Origin of the sequence: Collibacillus ludicampi (assembly GCF_023705585.1) — a bacterium.
Taxonomy (GTDB): Bacteria; Bacillota; Bacilli; order Tumebacillales; family BOQE01; genus Collibacillus; species Collibacillus ludicampi.
On the sequence record NZ_BOQE01000001.1, the window covers coordinates 756,267 to 775,545 of the forward strand.

The window sequence follows — 19,279 nt, forward strand, 5'->3', positions numbered from 1 at the left end:
GCTCACGTTCGAAAAGATGCTTATCATTTAAACTCCCATAGCCTTTTGAATGGTATCTTCCGGTTGCAAGACAGGAACTTCAACATGAACCGTATCGGGGTATTTAATTCCTGCCCCCGTATTCAAAGCAACGACCGTTTCTTCTTCCTTGATCCATCCGTTTTCTCTCAACCTACGCGCGGCCACAAATGTTGCGGCTCCTTCCGGACAGATGAATGCGCCTTCCAGAGCAGCAATCTTTTGTTGCTCCTCAAGAATGGATTGATCATCCACCGCTACCGCACATCCATCCGTTTTGTAAACGGCCTCAAGAACGAGAAAATCACCGAGGGCTTTCGGTACATTAATCCCGAACGCGATGGTTGAAGAATCAGGCCAGAATTCGGAAGCCGGTTTTTTCTCTTTCCAAGCTTTGACGATCGGTGCACATCCTTCCGCTTGAACGGCCACCAATCTTGGAAGCGAACCTTTAACCCAACCGAGAGCTATCAATTCGTTAAGCGCTTTGTAAATTCCGATTATCCCCACGCCTCCGCCGGTTGGATACAAGATGACATCCGGCATTTTCCACCCCATTTGTTCTGCAATCTCAAGCCCCATCGTCTTTTTCCCTTCGATCCGGTAAGGCTCTTTTAATGTGGAAGCGTCGAATAAACCGTAATCTTTGACGGCTTGTCCGACGATTTTCCCCGCGTCACTGATCAGCCCGTTGACCAGATACAGGTTTGCGCCGGAGACCGCACATTCGTTTCTTGTAATCCTCGGTGCATCAAGCGGCATCACGATACTCGTTTTGATGCCGGCTCTCGCGGCATATAGCGACCAGGCTGCACCGGCATTCCCATTGGTCGGCATCGCCAACTCTTTGATTCCCAACTCTTTGGCTTTTGAAACACCAACGGCTGCACCGCGCGCTTTAAATGTCCCGGTCGGGATGACCCCTTCATCCTTCATAAACAAATGGCGAATGGACATGTCTTTGCCTATATGGGGCATCGGAATGAAAGGAGTCATGCCTTCTCCTAATGATACAATATTTTCCTTGTTTTCAACCGGAAGCAATTCATGATATCTCCATAGGCTTGCTTCCCTGCCCAATAGATCACTCGGCTTGAGGACTTTTTTTATTTCATCGAGATCATAGTCGACCAACAAAGGAGAACCGCAGACACATAGTTGATTCTTTTCCCTCGCGCTGTATGTTTTACTACATGTAGGGCAATGTAGATGGGACACGTAGCTGAATTTCATCCAACCAACCTCCTTGCTTTGCTAGCTTCATCATAACGGCATCGCCGAGTCGATTACAAAACGAAAAGTCATCCCTAGCCGTAAAAGGTTAGGATGTCTCTTCATGATTCAAGCGTCAAGGACGGGCATTCTTCTCCCCTATATATCTTTCTTTGAGCGTTTCCGGATCTACGCGAATTTGTGCCACTCCGGTACTCATCGCTGCTTGCGCGACTGCGGCCGCTACATGTGGGACCACCCTTGGATCAAAGGGATCTGGAATCACATAGTCTGCGCGAAGCTCACTGTCAGGAATCAAATGGGCGATCGCATACACGGCTGCAAGTTTCATGTCATCATTGATTTCTCTTGCTCTGACATCCAGTGCTCCCCGGAATATTCCAGGAAAAGCAAGCACATTGTTTACTTGATTGGGGAGATCCGAGCGACCTGTCGCTATGACCTTGGCGCCGGCAGATGCCGCTTCTTCCGACATAATTTCCGGTACAGGGTTCGCCAGTGCAAAGACGACAGGATCCCTATTCATGGATAAAATCATTTCCTGATTGATAACACCTGCTGCAGAGACACCGATGAAAACGTCTGCACCTTTCATCGCGTCAATAAGCGTCCCTTTTTTCCCTTCCTTGTTTGTGATTCGGGCAACCTCCTCTTTGATCACATTCATCCCGTCAGGACGCCCCTCATAAATGATTCCCTTGGTATCACAAAGGATTGCGTCTTGAACACCCATATGAACCAGCAGTTTAATAATGGCAACCCCCGCTGCACCTGCCCCGTTCACGACCACGCGTACTTGATCGATGGTCTTACCGACCACTTTTAAAGAATTGATGAGTCCCGCCGTGGTCACGATGGCGGTTCCATGTTGGTCATCATGAAAAACAGGAATGTTGCACTCTTTCTTCAGGCGTTCTTCAATCTCGAAACACTGAGGGGAGGCGATGTCTTCCAGATTAATACCGCCAAAAGTTGGTTCCAACAATTTAACCGTTTCAATAAACGTATCTGCATTGGATGTATCAACACTAGTGTTGCATTAATTAATTCAGAATATTCTTCTATTATTTTTTTCATCTCTTAAATAAAAAAATCCTTTACAATGGAGAGGTCAGGTAGTCCTGTCCAAATCCATTGAAAGGAAATACACTTATGGACAAGGATAAGGATACCCTACTTTCGGCATTTGGTAAATGGGTTGAACCACTTTTTCAGTGTAATTTTCAAGAAAAAGTAGATCAAAACCAACAAGATAAATACGCTAAGAAGCTTACTACGAAATCTTACGTCCTGTTATTTCTGCACGCCATCTTGCAAAAACGTGAAAGTTTACGTGCCGTTGCGGCAGATATCTTGAATCCTCATATGCAAGAATTCTTGCAATTAGATTCCATCAGCTATTCGCAACTTTCACGGAAACACCGTCAGGTGGATACCGATCTACTCGCTCATCTGTTTTTTTCTTTAGTTGGAAAAATCCAATGCATGGCTGCTAACCCTGCCGGGCGGAAGCCATACAAAATCATAGACTCAACTACGATCAGTTTATGTTTATCAAAATACCGCTGGGCGAGCTTTCGGAAAACCAAAGCGGGAATAAAAATCCACGTGAGCTTGGCATTTGTCGATCATGATGAAGTCTATCCTGAACAGATTCGTCTAACGACGGCGAAGCCTAATGACATCACACAAATGGATTCCTTGATTGATGATTCGGAAGCCATCTATGTGTTTGATCGTGGTTATGTCGATTACAAGAAATTTGATGATTATTGCCGTAGGGGAATAGGCTTTGTTACCCGTTTGAAGGACAATGCAACGTTCTACCTTCTGGAATCTCAAGTGCTTCATGAGAGTCCTGTCCTTGCGGACACAAAAGTGTTGCTAGGATCCCCTCAAAAGCCCATGGATCACGTACTTCGACTGGTCGAGGCAAAGGATTCACAGGGCAATGACATAAGAATTATTACCAACTGTTTTGATTTGTCAGCAGAAGAGATCAGTGACATATATCGTACACGATGGGCAATCGAATTGTTTTTTAAATGGATGAAACAACATTTGAGAATCAAAACGTTTTATGGTCTCTCCGAAACGGCGGTTTGGAACCAAGTGTATCTTGCTTTGATCACCTATTGTCTGATGATTCTAATGAAGATGCAAATTCAAACTACCAAAAGCTTATTGGAGTTGCTTCGAAGTCTAAAGGCCTTCTTATGGTGCGATTACATAGAATGGTTCAAGTACAATAGATCATCGAAAAAAAGGCGAAGGTAAGAGATCTCAGCAATGAATCGGCATGCCAGAATACAGGACAGTAACGGAACCCTTTCTTTTTAGAATATACATATTATACCAAATGGGCGGGGCTACCTTTAACGTGCTCTGTCCTTATTTTGTTAAAATAGCATTAGATTAAAACGCAGAAAATTCAGTTATAATTTATGCAACACTAGTGATGTATCAAGACAAAGGGGAAAAGCATCGATACCGGCAAATGATTTAAAAAGCAGTGCTTTTCCTTCCATGACGGGCAAGGCTGCCCGCGGCCCAATATTTCCCAATCCCAAAACGGCCGTTCCATTCGTAACTACGGCGACAAGATTCCCCTTTATCGTATAATCATAAATCATGTTTTCATCATCAAAAATAGCAGTACAAGGCTCGGCAACGCCCGGGGAGTAGGCAAGTGCCAGATCTCTTGAATTACGCAGCGGTACTTTCGAATATACTCCCAGTTTTCCTTGATAGTCTTTATGCAATTTTAGCGCTTCTTCATTGACTTTAGACATGTTTCCTCACTCCTTCAACAAGGTGTTTCGTTTGATCAATCAAAATAAAAAACTAAATACAGTTAACTTTCTGTAAATTTTTGCGACATTACCCTGGATCCCAAAAAAGTTTTATGTATGTCGAGCGGATAATTTTCGTATAAGTATAGCACGTTTTTTTCAACGGAAAAAGGAGAGGGGCGAACCTCTCCGAAAAAATCCCGTAACATTTCTTCACCTAATTCCGATTAAATACGACCAATTTCAATTCCGTCATTTCTTCAACCGCATATTTCACACCTTCACGGCCTAATCCGCTTTCTTTCACACCGCCATATGGCATATGATCGACGCGGAAGGTGGGGATATCATTGATCATCACACCGCCCACATGTAAGCGTTCGGCAGCTTCCAGAGCCGTATGGACATTGTCTGTATAGATCCCCGCCTGTAAGCCGTACCGCGAATCATTCACCAATTCAATGGCTTCTTCAACGGACCTCACCTTGTTAATCAGAACGATCGGCGCAAACACTTCCTGACAGGATACTTTCATCGTGGGATCGGCTTCCAAAATGACCGTTGGATACACGATATTCCCTTCCGCGATCCCACCCGTCGCAATTTCGGCCCCATGCTGTCTTGCTTCTTCGATCCAGCTGAGGGTACGTTTCACATCGCCCGGTGAAATTAAAGCTGAGATCTCAGTCTCTGGATCAAGCGGGTCGCCGATTTTCAGCTTCTGGGTAGCTTCTACAAATTTCGAGACAAACTCCTCGTATACATTTTCATGAACATAGATCCGCTGCAAAGAAATGCAAACCTGTCCCTGATAGGAGAAGGCGCCTGTCACACAGCGGGGAATCAGTTTGTCCAGTTGGACTCCCTGATCCACGATTACGGCTGAATTGGATCCAAGCTCCAACGTCACACGTTTTAATCCTGCTTTATTGCGGATACCCATGCCGACAGCGGGACTTCCTGTGAAGGTGATCATTTTCACCCGATCATCCGTGACAATCCGTTCACCGACCACGCTCCCCCGTCCTGTCACAATGTTGAGAGCTCCGGCAGGCAACCCGGCTTCCTGTAATAATTCGGCCAGGAAGAATGAAGACAATGGAGTCTGCAAGGCCGGTTTTAAGACAACCGTATTTCCGGCGGCAATCGCAGGACCTACTTTATGAGCCACTAAATTCATCGGAAAATTGAACGGGGTGATCGCTCCAATGACCCCAAGCGGTTCACGTACCGTGTAAGCCATCCGATTTTCCCCGCCCGGTGCCGCATCCAGCGGCAGGGTCTCACCATGAATCCGTTTCGCTTCTTCAGCGGCAAACTTGTACGTTTGGATGGTGCGTGCCACTTCCCCTTTTGCCGTGGTGATCGGTTTTGCGGCTTCCATTGCAATCATGCGGGCAGCTTCATCCGCACGTGTCTCCAAGAGGCGGGACAATCTCTCAAGAATGTTCGCTCGCTGATGAGCAGGCATTTTCGCCATGGTTGTTCGCGCTCGATAAGCGGCTTCAATCGCTTGATCGACATGTTCAATTGAGGCTTCCGGAATCTCTGCAATGAATTGCTCATTATAAGGAGATAAAAGGGGAATATAGCTGGCTGCATCGATCCATTCCCCATTAATAAACAACCGTTTTTTCATCGTTGAAACATCCTTCCACTGTTCGTTCTCCTTGTACAATTGTTGAAAAAACGCTTTCCATGACTTCCAGCCCTTCTTCAAGTTGTTCATCTGTAATAACAAGCGGCGAAAGGAGGCGGATCACATTTCCATAAAGACCGGCACTCAGGATGATGACTCCTTGTCGATAACACTCTTGGACAATGCGGGCGGTGAGCTCTTTATCAGGTTCCTTGGTTTGGCGGTCTTTCACCACTTCTAATGCGCACATGGCGCCTAATCCGCGTACGTCCCCGATACAGTTGAATGTTTCCTTCATCTGTTGAAAACGGGATAAAATCTTTTCACCGATCACATTCGCCCGATCCACCAAACATTCTTCTTCCATCATTTCAATCACTTGTAGAGCCGCGACACATCCCAGAGGACTGCCGCCATACGTTCCGCCGATTTCCCCGGGATTGGCTGCATCCATGATCTCGGCTCGGCCGGTGACGGCGCTGATCGGCAATCCTGCGGCGATCGATTTTGACATGGTCATCAAATCCGGTACAACCTCAAAATGTTCCATAGCAAACATCTTTCCTGTGCGCCCAAAGCCTGTTTGAACCTCATCGGCGATGAAGAGAATTCCGTATTTCTCACAGATATTTTTCACGCCCTGAACGAATGCTTTCGAAGGGATAACGAATCCGCCTTCTCCTTGCACCGGTTCCATAATAATCGCTGCCACATCTTCAGCCGGTACTTCCGAAAGAAAGAACTCCTCTAACTGAACTAAGATTTGTTTATCGAGTTCTTCATGTGTGATCCCGTAAGGGGCACGATAGTAGTAAGGATAGCGCATTTTATACGTATCCGGTGCAAAAGGACCGAATCCAAACTTATAAGGCTTCACTTTACTGGTCAACGACATGGCCAACAATGTACGACCATGAAATCCTCTGTCAAACGAGATGATCGCTCTTCTCCCCGTGTATTTTCGTGCAATCTTTACCGCATTCTCTACAGCTTCCGCGCCGCTGTTTAAAAAGAATGTTTTTTTCGCATGTGAGCCGGGAGTGATTTGATTTAACTTCTCCGCCAATTGTATATACGGTTCATACATCATGACATTAAAGCCAGGGTGTATATATTTATCGAGTTGTTTCTTTAACGCTTCTACCACTTTGGGCGGGCAATGTCCGGCGTTCAAGGTACCAATCGCACCGGCAAAATCAATAAATGTATTGCCGTCAACATCTGTTAAAAGAGCGCCTTCCCCTTTTTCGGCAAAGGACGGAACGGTATTTGAGACACCTTGCGGAACATTTTTTACCCTTCTTTCTAATAATGCTCTTGCATTGGGACCAGGAATCTCTGTATTCAACTTAATGAATCTTCTTTCAACGGTTAGCATTCGATACGCCTCCTGTAGAATTCGTACGATTCGATGAATCATTCATAAACGTGATTATTGATCGACTCCTCTGATTCTTCCACCTCTCACTCTCCCTTGTTCTCTTTGAAATAGAAAATACGTAGCTATAATGAGAACAGCTATGAGTAACGTGAGAGTCACTTGCGAGCGAAGATCTTCAAAAAAGAGCATGGAGATGAGAACCAATAGAATCCCCAGAATCGTTAAGTAAGTAAGATAGGGAAATCCCCACATTTTCACTTGCAGTACATCCGGGTTTTTGCGTTCAAATTTTCTTCGTAATTGTATATGCGAAATACAAATCACGAGGTAAACCAAAAGGGCGATTCCCCCAGATGCATTGACCAAGAACAGAAATACTTTGTCGGGTGAAACGTAATCGAAGATCACAGCAATGTAGGCAAAAAACGTACTGAAAAGAATTGCACGAACAGGGACTCCTTGACGATTTACTTTGAGAAACTCCTTTGGAGCATCTCCTCTCTGAGCCATTCCATATAACATTCGAGAGCTTGTGTATAGTCCAGAGTTCAAACAAGAAAGGACGGCAGTTAATACGACAACATGCATAATTTGCGCACCTGCGGGTATCCCTATATATTCTAGTACAGCGATGAATGGACTCTTCAAAACGTCAGCGGAATTCCAAGGTAAGAGTGTTACTATGACTGTTATGGAACCAATAAAGAAAACCAAAATCCTCCAAACAACACTATTTGTCGCGATTCGAACAGCTTTTGATGGTTGAGCGGATTCCCCTGCTGCTACCGCAACGATTTCCGTCCCAAAAAAGGCGAAAATAACGGTCGTAATTCCAAAAAGAACAGCTCCAAATCCATGGGGCATAAATCCACCGTGTCCCGTTAGATTCGAAAGGCCAGGAGATGGAATCCCCGGAACGAGTCCGCAAATAACAGCGATTCCCAACCCCAAGAACAAAATGATGCTTACAACTTTTATCAAAGAAAACCAATATTCAAATTCGCCGTATGCTTTTACCGAATATAGATTTGTAAGCGTCAAAAGGACAGTTAAAATGAAACTGTACAGCCAAACGGGAATCGAAGGAAACCAGTCATGGATAGAAGCTGCTCCAGCAGTTGCTTCAATCGCGATGACGATGACCCAAAAGAACCAGTATAACCACCCAATCGTATATCCCGCCCACGCACCGATCGCCTCATTAGCATACGTTGAAAAGGAACCGGTGGTAGGATTAACAGAAGCCATTTCCCCAAGCATCCTCATGACAAACACGACGAGCAATCCAGCCAACAGATACGAAAGGATAGCACCCGGTCCTGTCGTCTGTATCACAGAACCGCTTCCCACAAAGAGGCCCGCACCTATGACTCCTCCAATAGAAATCATCGTAATATGTCGAATTTGTAAATCCTTCTTCAAATGTGTCTCTTGTTGAATCAAACAGATCCCTCCTGCATGAAAATGGCCCCGCATGTCACTCACTCGCTCATTTGATATGAATTCACTGGAGTTGATGCCGACTGTACGACATCGTTCTCGAACATCACCCCTTCGTAAAAAATTTTCATAGAACATTCGGTACATTCTCCTTATAGCAAATATTATTCCAACTCTTTCGTTCTTATTTTTTCTAATAATTTCTTAGTACGAAGGAGGGAGATCATTCAAAATTGAATACCTGTTATTCATCTTTGAATGACATGCGCGTTTACGTTCTCTTTGTCTGCTTCAAAAGCCAGGATTTATTGCAGGTATTTCTTATACCGTCTACTCATTGTCGGCTGACTGACTTGCAAGACTTCGGCTACCTTTGTAATCGTTTTATATTTGGAAAAAGCCATTTGAATCAATTGCGATTCTGTCATTTCAACCGCTTGTTGCAGAGGGATAATCGAATGAACCTGTACTGGCAAATGACTTGTTGTTCTGTTTTTTAAAATTTTGGCCAGATCATTGGCTGTGATCAGCTGATCGGACGTAACCACCATAGCCCTCTCAATCACATTTTGCAGTTGTCTGACGTTTCCCGGCCAATGATACGCCTTCATCATCTCAATGGCATCTTCAGAAAAATGTTTTTTGAATGAGAATTTATGATTAAAAAATTCCAGGAAATAATAAACCAATGGTTCAATATCCTCAATTCGCTCCCGCAAGGCGGGTACATATAGAGGAATCACGTGAAGCCGATAAAAAAGATCCTCACGAAAAGTTCCCTTTGATACCATCTCCTCCAGGTTCTTATTGGTCGCAACTATAATTCTCACGTCGATCTGAATCGTACGGGTTCCTCCCACCTTCATGATTTCCCGTTCTTGAATCGCTCGCAGCAGCTTAACTTGTAAATTCAACGGTAATTCCGCGATCTCATCTAAAAATAACGTCCCATGGTTCGCGAGTTCGAACAAACCTGTTTTCCCTTGGGGGAGAGCGCCTGTAAAAGCTCCTTTCTCATAGCCGAAAAGTTCACTCTCTAATAAATTGTCCGGTATGGAACCACAATTTATTTTCACAAAAGGTTGATGGGCCCGGGGACTGAAATGATGGATCGCATATGCGATCAGTTCCTTACCTACACCCGATTCCCCGTATATGGCTACTGTGGATTCTACTTTTGCTACCCGTTCTACTTCGCACATCAATTCTCTCATTCGATCCGATTGAAAAATAATAGGCTTTTCACCCGCTTGTTGATGCTTGCGAAGCGTATCGATTTCCTGACGGTATTTTTCCGTTAACTGCTTTGCTTGTTTCAATTCTCTTTCAAGCCGCGACACTTCTGTTATATCCCGGGAGGCTATGACGATGCGCTTTAACTGTCCTTTACGATCGAAAATCGGGTTGCCTACGGCAAGAATTTTCCTTCCAAAGCGATTCTCTTGAATGACCGAGATTTTCTTGTGTTCCTCAAGTACTTTTCGAGTCACCGTAGGTTTAAACCATCCCTTTTCTTCTAACTCTAAAATATTCTCCCCGATGACCGTGGAAGGATCCACACCCCATAGATTATGTGCGCTCCGTTTGGACACGCGTAAAATGGTTCCTTTGGCATCCACAACTAAAATTTCATCGTAAATGGAATCAACAATCGCTTCGAGATCGGTTGTCAAATTCCTGACATCTTGAGAAAAACTTTGTTTTACATACAAAGCATCAGCCGTTCCGCTGTCCAACCACCCTATTATCTCCTTGTCATCCGTCTGAATCAGCAAGTAAGGATACAAAAGATCCGCTTCCGTTAGCATCTGATCTTGGCTTAAAATTTTAAACTCTGTTTGAAGCTCGAGAAAACTGCTCATGTCGCCCGTTTGCAAAAGTAAGGAATGACTGTCACAAACACCAACAGGCACTTCCCCTTTCAAAGCTATCAATAGACGAGCATTATTTTTTCTAAGTAATGCTAAGGCTTCTTCTACTGTAACCAAATCTTCAAGGGTTACAAAATCTGTATTCATTGATTGGATATATCTCATTGTCCCCTCCTATGGTCGAAAGAGTTTCCCTATCTTCTTTTGGGACCTTTCTGCTTCTTCTACGTGGATCCCTTTATGTTATTTCTTACATGTATCTGATATAAGACGTGCGGGGTTATATAGTCAAGAGAATATTCAAATCATTGTCATTTTACTTAAGGTACAGTTTTGATGAAAAACATGCAAGATTCCCAGGTACTGAACTGGATCTCAAAAAAACCGCCCGTGGAAAACAGGGGCTTACAAACAAAAAAGCCAGCCAAACTGCAAGACGTTTCATGCAGTCTGACTGGCATATCCGCTCATGTCACGTCTTCCAGGCAGGAAGATCGAACGAGCGAAGGCAGTCTTCAAGTATGAAAGCAAGAAAATTTTCTCTCAACCTGCAAATGTCACCGTTCTTTCTATCAGGATCATCGGGATCTTCTATCTTTGCCTAAGAGATCTTCTTCGGAACACTCTCTTCGTGCATGAGAAACGAAACAGGTTTTGATGTGGTCTCGACAGTTGCGATATAACATAGGTAGCTTAAACTGCCGAAGAAGATGGAAACAAACGTACTATGCAACAGCAATGAACCAAGGGCCATCCGCGATAAAACCACATATCCTCCACTGAAAATCTGTAAGATCATCGTTATGACACATAAGAGACTGCCGACATACAGATCGTGTCTTCCGGGATATTTGCGTTTCGTGATCATAAACAACGCGATAATCAAAATCAGTCCGATGAGCGCGCTCAATCGATGAACAAAATTGATGGCTATAAGACCAGTGAGATGATCTGGAATCAGCTTGCCATTGTTTAATGGCCAAGTATCGATTGCGAGCCCTGCACCCACTCGTCTTACGTAGGCTCCCAAGTAGAGGAGAACATAAACATACACAAAAATGCCCCAAACAAACTTAAAATATCCTTTGGAAACCCTTGTTGACATTCCATGAATGTCTTTGTCCTGGAACGTTACCAAGGCAAGCAGAAGAACGCTGGCGAATCCCATGGATGAAACTCCGAAATGCAAGGCCAGAACCGCTTTTGATTGCCCCCATATCACCGCGGTCGCCCCGAGCGCAGACTGCAAGAGAAGAAAAAAGATGCTCAAATAACACAACCATTTCACATCTTTACGCTGAGGATACACTCTCCATGTCCAGATGACCAACGCAACCACCATGAAGCCTACAATTCCAGTGATCGCGCGGTGGCTGTATTCAATGAGAGAAGCCAAGCTGTCCATGGGCCGAAATTCACCATGACACAATGGCCAGGTATGACCACAACCTTCCGCCGATCCCGTGTTGGTTACCAGTACTCCAGCCAACAACACCAATAACATTCCGATAGCTGTTAATACAGAAAATGGTCGCAATGCTCTGCTCATGGTACACCCCATCTATTCTTTATTCTAAATATGAATGACTTCCATCTATTCTATAGTATAGACGATCTGAGAGCTTGTACTTTCAACTTTTTCTTGTCAATTTCTTGAATACATCATGAAAGCAAAAACTTGTTCGATTCCCAAGGATATCTGCGCTCAACTCTTCCTTGCATGGACAGCAAAAAATTCGTTTGAAAAACACTTCCATTCTCTTGTGCGTACTCTATTATAGACATCTTCTCCCCGGAAAAAACATCCGCGCAGAGGAGGAAAACGAATGAAAATCCAGATCATACGGGCGAGACCGGAGGATGCCAACTTGCTCCATCAAATTGTCGTGACCTCTAAGGGGTACTGGGGTTATCCGGAAGATTGGGTGATGCTTTGGATAAGCGGTGTGAAGATAACGTCTGAATATGTCAGTACGAACGAGGTATTTGCAGCCGAGATTGAGGGTGAGATAGCCGGGTTCTATGCACTGAAGGAGAAAGGGCAAAGTATCTGCGAGTTAGAACACCTGTGGGTCATACCTAAGAAAATTGGCATGGGTGTCGGTCGTGCCCTCTTCACCCATGCACTTCAGCGTGCCTCTCATTTGGGCGCCAAGTACATGGAGTGGGCAGCCGACCGTCATGCAGCAGGTTTCTACGAACATATGGGGGGAAAACATATCCGTGACTATCCGTCGAGACTTGAAGGCCCTATTCCGATTTTTAGAATGGAAGTGAACAGCGAGAACCCCCCCAATTCTTAAAAATGATAGTTCCGGTACTGTCTTAAAGTCACTTTTAGTACAAAAATCCACAATGTAATTCATCATTCAAACTTATCCACATATTTATTAACAACATACACACATTATCCACAGCTTTTGTGGAAACGTATGTGACTTGAAATGGTTTCGTGAATAGAGGACAAGCCCCATAAGGAAGCGCGAGACTGTGAGTCCAAAACCACACACCATCCAAGACGAACAAATACCTATTTTGAGAATCTCGTGAAGCACAAAAAAGGAAAAAGCCAACTCCCTCAATGGAAGTTGGCTCCTGTTCGTGTTTTTTGGTTGGTGGAGGCGAGGCGGTACCTTTGATACCCCTAACATTGGAGTACATTCGTTAAAGAACGGATAATATTATCCACAATCAACAAGCACGCAACTTTTTACGAGACTAGCTATAGATACGGATCTATAGCTAGTCAACCATTCTATTATCACTACACCCAACATCATATCTCCACGTTGTATACAACCATGTCCTTGCTCTATGCTCCTTTTTTACTCGACTTGTCCACCGTAGCGACTCTAACGAGTCGCATCTATTTGCTAGTGGAAGCTCACCTTCGTTTTCACTTCCATTCGAATTGAGTTTATTTTTTTCTCTTAGTTTTTTCTTTGCGAGTTCAATGGCTTCTGGTACAAAAAAACTAAGGAATTTCTTAGTTTGTTCCTCATTGAGTTTGATCTTTTTGACGCTTTCTTTTTGCATTAAAATCACTCCTCATTCAGTTTTTCGCTGAAAAATAGTCATTCGATAAACTTATTCAAAATATCTACATTTGCATACAGGCGTTTTTCACGTTCAATAACCAATCCTCTTTCTAACATTTTATTCAAATCTCTTTGAGCTGTTTTCGCTGTTAGACCTTCATATAACATTTCGATTAAGCGATGGCGTTTGTTTCTATACTCATCACTTGTTAAACGCCCACCATCTAACAAGAAGTCAATCACAGTCATCATTCTTGAATTAATTCTTCCTAATTGAAGTTCCTCGATTACATAATCTTTGTACATAACTCTTCGAACATATTCCAAAATAGACTCTTGGACACCTTCTAACTCATGCAAAAATGCACGAAGACAGTATTTAATGAATGGAGTTAAGTTTCCGTTATAAACAAATCTTGCTTTGTTTAATTGATCGATGTAATCATCACGATGTCGATAGTGATAATTTGCAAGCGAGTAAAACCCACGCACATTGTATCCACCTGCATATAAAATGTACGCTTCCAATGCCCTAGAAGTTCGACCATTCCCGTCCCCAAATGGATGAATGGTAATGAGGTAGAAATGCGCGATAATTGAACGAATAAGCGGTCCTAAACCATATATGACTTCATTGCTGTTTATAACTTCAATGAATGCACGCATTAAACCTTCTATTTCTCCGTAATGTGGGGCTTGATAATCTCCGGCGGAAACATCGTGTCGTCGGTATTGACCGGGTATGTTGTTGCCAGAACTTAATCCTTCAGTATTAATTGCATGCATCTGTTTTATTAAATCTTCTGTAATATATTTAGCTTCTTCGCCCAGACTCTTTACGCGCTCACGTATAAATTGTTGCAAACGATGGGCATTTTCAGCTTCTTTTTCGCTTTCTAGCTTAGCTTGACCACTTTCAATTACTCTTCGAATTTCTTCTTCGGTAAGCATATTGCCTTCTATTCCTGTTGTTCCTTTAATTTGTCGAATCATATTAATTTTGTCCAACTCTCTTTGCTTCGACGGAGGAATAGGGATCCTCATGATTGATAATCGATACGATTCAATCTCAACAGAAAGTGTAATGAGTTCCTTGTCCTCTGTATCAATTCTGTGATTAAAGTTAATTTCCCAGCGCGCCATATCGGCTCCTCCCTAAATGTCTTAAATATGTCCGTGATCTAAAATCGTTGTTCTTTATATTATAAGCATTCTACCCCATAATAGCTACAGAATTATCCTCAATTATGTCCGTATTCTGTCTAAATTATGTCCAAAAAAGGGACCTATAGCGGTCCCTTCTCTCCTTAAATTTTATCTATCTTCAAGGTAACTCTAACTTTCATCAGACATCATCTGGTTGAAGAATCAAGGAGCAGATGTACGACAGTTTTTTAAATCCCACTTTTCAAACATTTACTTGGAGGTGGTGTCATTTTAGCCATAAACGGCGTCACTGTCACTCCGCCCGAACGTATTATATTGATTGCGTGGAATCGCGGTGTTTTTAATGCTTCCTCAACTGTAAACGGCGCTATTTCTTCAGCAAGGTCACGATACGTTTTCTTGCTCGACGTATATATGTGATAGTGCGGGCCTGCTGATTTTATAATCTCAGCTAAATCACGCGGTATCTGTTCCCATGAGTGAAATAGCCACGTCAACCCCAATCGCCACTTACGAGACTCAACAACCATCGACTTCCAATGTTTAGCACTGGACATGAATTGATGCGGTTCATCCATGACAAGAAATGCCGGTTTTGCATCTTCCCCTTGCCGAGCTAATGTAGCCAACCACACTTTGGCGATAAGTATCGATACGATAATATCTGTTGCTTCTGATCCTAATTCATCTTTAGGAACGTAACAGCATATTGCGTACCCATCATTCAACCATTCGCGAAAATCTATTCCGGTATCACATTGCAGGCACTCATTGAGGTAATCGTCGCCAACCAACATATCCAATCGATTCATGACCGGTTCAGTGACTTTCCCCTTCATGCCTGTGCTCAACGCCTCGTACGATTCCCATTGTTCCACTAAATCAGTTTTGCCTAGTCTTTGCAATCGTTTCATCTCGGATTGCCGATATTTATCGTTCGTGAATAGTCGTATCACATTGGATAGTTTACCGTCTCCGGTCGCGACTGTTTTCGCCGCCAATCTTATATATCGCGCAGTTTCGAGTCCTGCTTCATGCCCGTGAAGTTGGAAAAAGTTTAATACTTCTGCCGCAAATCGATTCACCGCATGACGGCTCCCTAACGCTTCACACCAGTCCAATCCAATTGGTGTATTCCCGAATTTAATGCGTATAACCTTATCGCCTTTACCCAATCGCTTACAACCTGATTCAACTTCATCACCCAACTCATCCTTTGCGACATCTATTGTAATCGCAGTGAAACCATTGCGCACCGATTCAACGGCCAGATTCGCACCAAATCCGCGTGTTTTACCCGTTCCCATCGCACCAATCGCTATACGTGGTAAACATAATTCATCGTAATCACTCAAAGGAAAGTATATTTCTTTTTGTGTCCCGCGAATTGTAATAGTCCCTATTTTTATTCCACCAGTCAACAAACGTTCGGGCAAATCTGTTTCGCGGTGTTCAATCGTTCTCATGTAATCAGCATATTCCTCTTGGAGTGATGCTGTTGGTAACTGAATAAACTTTCCAATTTCAGATGCACTCATAATGTTATTATCGAAGTCCATCCTCGGAATTTCCCATTTGTTTAGTTTAGAAATCAGTCTTGCTGGATTCCGAAAATTTATACGACGAAGCTCATTGTCTCCACTCAATTCACTGAACGCATTTGCTAAACTCCGTAGTGTAATCTCTCTCCTGAACGGATCTTTAGAGTGAGAGGTAATATATATGCGTGTCTTAAATACAGGCTCATTTCTCTTTTGCAAAGTTATTCGATTCAGTTTTCCGTCCAGCATAATTTCTCGCTTTTCAATGTCCGCTTTCCGTTTTCTCTTTCGATCCCTTTCTTTTACTTCTTGCTCAGAGTCAAACAAAGTTTCTGCTATGTCTTGAATTTCGGATAAAATTGAATCTAGGATTTTCAGACCGTTCTTTGCGGTGAAATTTCCGGAGATTCCGCGCCGAGAGGGAGTCTTTCCGGATTTGAACTCTTCAAATGCTTTTTCGTACCAATCAGCCCACGTTTTTCGGCTATATGGCTCCATACACACGATGATTCTCGCCTCGTCGTTATCTTTCAAATCCCTAACAACATTTAGAAATGATGCAATTGGAACCGTATCTTTTCGCCAATCAGCCGCCAAAGCAAAAATATTATGTCTTCTGTATTTCATCTCACAAGCGGATGTATGAACGACTGGGATTGCTGAAATCTCGCCATCATTAACGGCCGCACGCGGCCAGTATCTTGATATCCGCTGTTTTAGATAAGTTACGCATTGGTCACTAGACACCATGTAAAATGAAATGTCTGAGGGAGATAGCCGGATTATAAACCAAACTTTTTCAATAGAAGCAAGAGAGCGGTTTGTGATGTCAATTCGTTTGTGCCAAGGTTTATACACATCATGTAGTGACCGAACAAACTCATGGCCTTTCTTGTTGTCCACTGTCCGATCCGGGATAAGTTTCAAAATAATATTAGACAGCTTTACTCACCACCGAGAGGATCATTGTTGCTAAAGCACTGAATCCAGCCCAACGCCTACACCTCTCAGATCCAATCATCATACCGAGGATAGATCCCATGCAGAAAATTAGCATGATGTCAGGCGAGACGTGAATTAACCAAATCCCGAGTTTGGTAGATACCTCACAAATGGACCTGACTATACTGTCAGCGATATATTGAGTCATATCAATTGCCGCTTTTTGAACCGGCGGAAGCGTACCTGAACCGTAATCCTTTGAACCTTCCATTAAGACGGCTCCTGAGATATAAATCGTCGGAGTCATAATATCCCTCCTTACACATGCCGTAATACTTCAGGAGCGTAACGCATGGCAAGATAACCAAGTACAGCCCATTTAGCGCGACTTACTGCGGAGGCGGGTTTTCCGATCATTGCTTCTAAACACGCCCAAGCTATACAAATTGTTGCTACCGGGAACGCCAATTGTTGAAGCATCGCTATAATTGGATCAAAGGCGTGATCGATAGATGGTTGCGCTGCGTATGCGATTCGTGGAATGGTGCTTGCAACCGCACACACACCCGTTATAGTGCCGATGTTCTGTATCGATTTTTTATCCGTCCGTATCAATTCGCCCTGACAAAACGCCCGAAAGTCATAAGTTTTTACACTCATTTACTACGCCACCTTCCAAAGGATTTAAAGACCATCCAATATACGCACACTCCAATTCCACCCGCCAATATCAATCCACCGATTAATTCCATAACCCACCCCGTATAAATCGAATTGACCTTGCGCATAATTCACTTAACGAAATTGAGGAGGTACGTGGATATGCCAATTCTTCCGCTTGTAGGTGCAGCAATGATTGTTGCAGGAAAGATTATTCTCTCCTTGGCTAATTAGACGTGCATCTTTTCAGACTGACACGCATAGGCTGATAGTGCCCATCAGCCATTTGGCGATAATACACCCTTCGACTTTGAGGGGTGTTTTTATTCTGTCCATCACTTCGTTGTTAACTGGTCAATAAATTGATTGCCTCCTCGTCCGTTGCATCGACCATATCTTCATTCGCTATCTCCCCCATTAACGAATCTATTTGCCACTGACCAGTTATACCTGTTCTCATCGCTCTTACGCATTCACGTATTCGCCCCGCTTTGTTTGGATATGAATTGATGTATTCTACATCTTTACGTTGCTCCTCATCTAGCACGTTCCATGCCACGGACACGTATACAAGTTCGCATTTATCGCTGCGTTTGTACTTTTTCATACATCTTCACCCCGATATCGTAGTAAGCCCTCGCATTTGCGAACATTCCGTCCTCAAGCGGTTCAATTGGTACGTTGCGTATATATTGTCGCAGTGCGGAAGACAAAGGTTCGGCTGCACCACCCAAAACGTATATCGGGCCACAGAATTGGTGTAGCTTTCGGGCAACGCTATTAGCGACTAATCGCGCGAATTGTTCCATGGATAGGTTCCGAATATTCTCCAAGCCAAACTCTAACGTACCAGATAGACGATCCACCCATCTCCCACGTTCCCAGGTACAATAGTTCGTTGTTGCTCCGCCTGCATCGATACCATGAGCTACCGTGTGTTTTTTAGGCAATATAAACTGGGTGCTCGCTCCCTCAGGTACGACCGTGACGTTCGTGATCGTGAATCGTTTGTGTTCACCATTTACCGTTAAGTCATGTTCACCAGTGAAAAGTTGACGCATCCCCTCTTTTTCTGGTTGTGTGTGATTGCTGATAGGATGACCAATCACTAACGCAATTTCTTCTCCGTTTTCGACAAATCGATGTAATGCGGTAAGTCCGATTAATTGTGTGTCGGTTGTAACTTTAGATGTGAGGAAATTTTGTATCCCGTCTTCTGCCTCATCCCGTGCAATCGAACCAACGTAATATCGACATCCTTTCCACTCTACGACCATATCTTCCTCTGTCATAGTGCGTTCGAGACGTAAGGTGCGATATGACCCACAATAAGATGGGAACGATAATTTGATTCCATCGCTATATACTTTCACGCGATGTCGGCCAACGTCGAGTCCGAAAATGCGCATCCGTCACACTCCCCTTGTTTGTTGACTGGTTATGAACTTAGTGATGGTATAAGATATGAGTCATTTGTCGAAAAATGTATGTCCCATCGAACGTTTTATAAAAAAGTGCAAGTAGGAATTTAACGAACAATCGAGAAGTAATGTTTGA

15 protein-coding genes and 2 pseudogenes are annotated in these 19,279 nt (G+C 43.6%); 2 read left to right on the plus strand and 15 right to left on the minus strand.

What is annotated here, in order from left to right:
• Positions 1-27 precede the first annotated feature (27 nt).
• A complete protein-coding gene (locus tag DNHGIG_RS03885) occupies positions 28-1,251 on the minus strand; it encodes a threonine synthase (protein ID WP_282198431.1) in 1,224 nt (407 codons plus the stop codon).
• Positions 1,252-1,366: 115 nt separating this feature from the next.
• Positions 1,367-2,278, minus strand: a pseudogene (locus DNHGIG_RS03890) (NAD(P)-dependent malic enzyme); the annotation flags it as partial.
• 125 nt (positions 2,279-2,403) lie between these two features.
• Here DNHGIG_RS03890 and DNHGIG_RS03895 point away from each other — a divergent pair.
• Positions 2,404-3,528 (plus strand): IS4 family transposase, encoded by a 1,125-nt coding sequence (locus tag DNHGIG_RS03895; protein WP_282197990.1) that lies wholly within the window; start codon positions 2,404-2,406, stop codon positions 3,526-3,528.
• 179 nt (positions 3,529-3,707) lie between these two features.
• On the opposite strand, the pseudogene ystJ reads toward DNHGIG_RS03895, so the two are convergent.
• The 6 genes and pseudogenes from ystJ to DNHGIG_RS03925 all read right to left on the minus strand — a co-directional run.
• Positions 3,708-4,043: pseudogene (ystJ, locus tag DNHGIG_RS03900) on the minus strand (NADP-dependent malic enzyme); the annotation flags it as partial.
• Positions 4,044-4,260: 217 nt separating this feature from the next.
• On the minus strand, positions 4,261-5,682 hold the full coding sequence (locus tag DNHGIG_RS03905; protein WP_282198432.1) for an aldehyde dehydrogenase family protein: 1,422 nt from the start codon (positions 5,680-5,682) through the stop codon (positions 4,261-4,263).
• On the minus strand, positions 5,660-7,060 hold the full coding sequence (gene gabT, locus DNHGIG_RS03910) for a 4-aminobutyrate--2-oxoglutarate transaminase (protein ID WP_282198433.1): 1,401 nt from the start codon (positions 7,058-7,060) through the stop codon (positions 5,660-5,662). The genes DNHGIG_RS03905 and gabT overlap by 23 nt, the downstream gene beginning before the upstream one ends.
• A 54-nt stretch (positions 7,061-7,114) precedes the next feature.
• Positions 7,115-8,539, minus strand: a complete 1,425-nt coding sequence (locus DNHGIG_RS03915) for an amino acid permease (RefSeq protein ID WP_439647762.1) — start codon at positions 8,537-8,539, stop codon at positions 7,115-7,117.
• A gap of 269 nt (positions 8,540-8,808) precedes the next feature.
• The gene (locus DNHGIG_RS03920) at positions 8,809-10,539 is read right to left on the minus strand and encodes a sigma-54 interaction domain-containing protein (RefSeq protein ID WP_282198434.1); all 1,731 of its coding nucleotides are present in this window, start codon (positions 10,537-10,539) and stop codon (positions 8,809-8,811) included.
• Between the two features lie 436 nt (positions 10,540-10,975).
• Positions 10,976-11,923, minus strand: coding sequence for a COX15/CtaA family protein (locus DNHGIG_RS03925; protein ID WP_282198435.1), 948 nt, complete (start codon positions 11,921-11,923; stop codon positions 10,976-10,978).
• A gap of 277 nt (positions 11,924-12,200) precedes the next feature.
• Here DNHGIG_RS03925 and DNHGIG_RS03930 point away from each other — a divergent pair, with 277 nt between their 5' ends.
• Positions 12,201-12,677 carry a GNAT family N-acetyltransferase gene (locus DNHGIG_RS03930; protein WP_282198436.1) on the plus strand — a complete coding sequence of 159 codons (477 nt, stop codon included), beginning with the start codon at positions 12,201-12,203 and terminating at the stop codon, positions 12,675-12,677.
• A 439-nt stretch (positions 12,678-13,116) separates the two neighbouring features.
• Here the strand turns inward: DNHGIG_RS03930 and DNHGIG_RS03935 are convergent, their stop codons facing one another.
• From DNHGIG_RS03935 to DNHGIG_RS03965, 7 genes are all read right to left on the minus strand, one after another.
• On the minus strand, positions 13,117-13,410 hold the full coding sequence (locus tag DNHGIG_RS03935) for a hypothetical protein (RefSeq protein WP_282198437.1): 294 nt from the start codon (positions 13,408-13,410) through the stop codon (positions 13,117-13,119).
• Positions 13,411-13,448: 38 nt separating this feature from the next.
• A complete protein-coding gene (locus DNHGIG_RS03940; RefSeq protein WP_282198438.1) occupies positions 13,449-14,555 on the minus strand; it encodes a Fic family protein in 1,107 nt (368 codons plus the stop codon).
• A 251-nt stretch (positions 14,556-14,806) separates the two neighbouring features.
• The gene (locus tag DNHGIG_RS03945; protein ID WP_282198439.1) at positions 14,807-16,369 is read right to left on the minus strand and encodes a type IV secretory system conjugative DNA transfer family protein; all 1,563 of its coding nucleotides are present in this window, start codon (positions 16,367-16,369) and stop codon (positions 14,807-14,809) included.
• 685 nt (positions 16,370-17,054) lie between these two features.
• A complete protein-coding gene (locus DNHGIG_RS03950; protein ID WP_282198440.1) occupies positions 17,055-17,369 on the minus strand; it encodes a hypothetical protein in 315 nt (104 codons plus the stop codon).
• 11 nt (positions 17,370-17,380) lie between these two features.
• Positions 17,381-17,722 (minus strand): TrbC/VirB2 family protein, encoded by a 342-nt coding sequence (locus DNHGIG_RS03955; protein ID WP_282198441.1) that lies wholly within the window; start codon positions 17,720-17,722, stop codon positions 17,381-17,383.
• A 346-nt stretch (positions 17,723-18,068) separates the two neighbouring features.
• Positions 18,069-18,329 (minus strand): hypothetical protein, encoded by a 261-nt coding sequence (locus tag DNHGIG_RS03960; RefSeq protein ID WP_282198442.1) that lies wholly within the window; start codon positions 18,327-18,329, stop codon positions 18,069-18,071.
• Positions 18,304-19,131 carry a ParM/StbA family protein gene (locus DNHGIG_RS03965; RefSeq protein WP_282198443.1) on the minus strand — a complete coding sequence of 276 codons (828 nt, stop codon included), beginning with the start codon at positions 19,129-19,131 and terminating at the stop codon, positions 18,304-18,306. Before DNHGIG_RS03965 ends, DNHGIG_RS03960 begins: the two co-directional genes overlap by 26 nt.
• Between the last annotated feature and the right edge of the window lie 148 nt (positions 19,132-19,279).

Excerpts from the sequence above, each read along its gene's own strand:
- DNHGIG_RS03920 (WP_282198434.1), bottom strand. The coding sequence starts at position 10,539 with ATGAGATATATCCAATCAATGAATACAGATTTTGTAACCCTTGAAGAT.
- DNHGIG_RS03885 (WP_282198431.1), bottom strand. The coding sequence starts at position 1,251 with ATGAAATTCAGCTACGTGTCCCATCTACATTGCCCTACATGTAGTAAA.
- DNHGIG_RS03930 (WP_282198436.1), top strand. The coding sequence starts at position 12,201 with ATGAAAATCCAGATCATACGGGCGAGACCGGAGGATGCCAACTTGCTC.
- DNHGIG_RS03925 (WP_282198435.1), bottom strand. The coding sequence starts at position 11,923 with ATGAGCAGAGCATTGCGACCATTTTCTGTATTAACAGCTATCGGAATG.
- DNHGIG_RS03905 (WP_282198432.1), bottom strand. The coding sequence starts at position 5,682 with ATGAAAAAACGGTTGTTTATTAATGGGGAATGGATCGATGCAGCCAGC.
- DNHGIG_RS03935 (WP_282198437.1), bottom strand. The coding sequence starts at position 13,410 with ATGCAAAAAGAAAGCGTCAAAAAGATCAAACTCAATGAGGAACAAACT.
- DNHGIG_RS03915 (WP_439647762.1), bottom strand. The coding sequence starts at position 8,539 with ATGCGGGGCCATTTTCATGCAGGAGGGATCTGTTTGATTCAACAAGAG.
- DNHGIG_RS03965 (WP_282198443.1), bottom strand. The coding sequence starts at position 19,131 with ATGCGCATTTTCGGACTCGACGTTGGCCGACATCGCGTGAAAGTATAT.
- DNHGIG_RS03895 (WP_282197990.1), top strand. The coding sequence starts at position 2,404 with ATGGACAAGGATAAGGATACCCTACTTTCGGCATTTGGTAAATGGGTT.
- DNHGIG_RS03945 (WP_282198439.1), bottom strand. The coding sequence starts at position 16,369 with ATGCTGGACGGAAAACTGAATCGAATAACTTTGCAAAAGAGAAATGAG.
- DNHGIG_RS03955 (WP_282198441.1), bottom strand. The coding sequence starts at position 17,722 with ATGAGTGTAAAAACTTATGACTTTCGGGCGTTTTGTCAGGGCGAATTG.
- DNHGIG_RS03940 (WP_282198438.1), bottom strand. The coding sequence starts at position 14,555 with ATGGCGCGCTGGGAAATTAACTTTAATCACAGAATTGATACAGAGGAC.
- gabT (WP_282198433.1), bottom strand. The coding sequence starts at position 7,060 with ATGCTAACCGTTGAAAGAAGATTCATTAAGTTGAATACAGAGATTCCT.
- DNHGIG_RS03950 (WP_282198440.1), bottom strand. The coding sequence starts at position 17,369 with ATGACTCCGACGATTTATATCTCAGGAGCCGTCTTAATGGAAGGTTCA.
- DNHGIG_RS03960 (WP_282198442.1), bottom strand. The coding sequence starts at position 18,329 with ATGAAAAAGTACAAACGCAGCGATAAATGCGAACTTGTATACGTGTCC.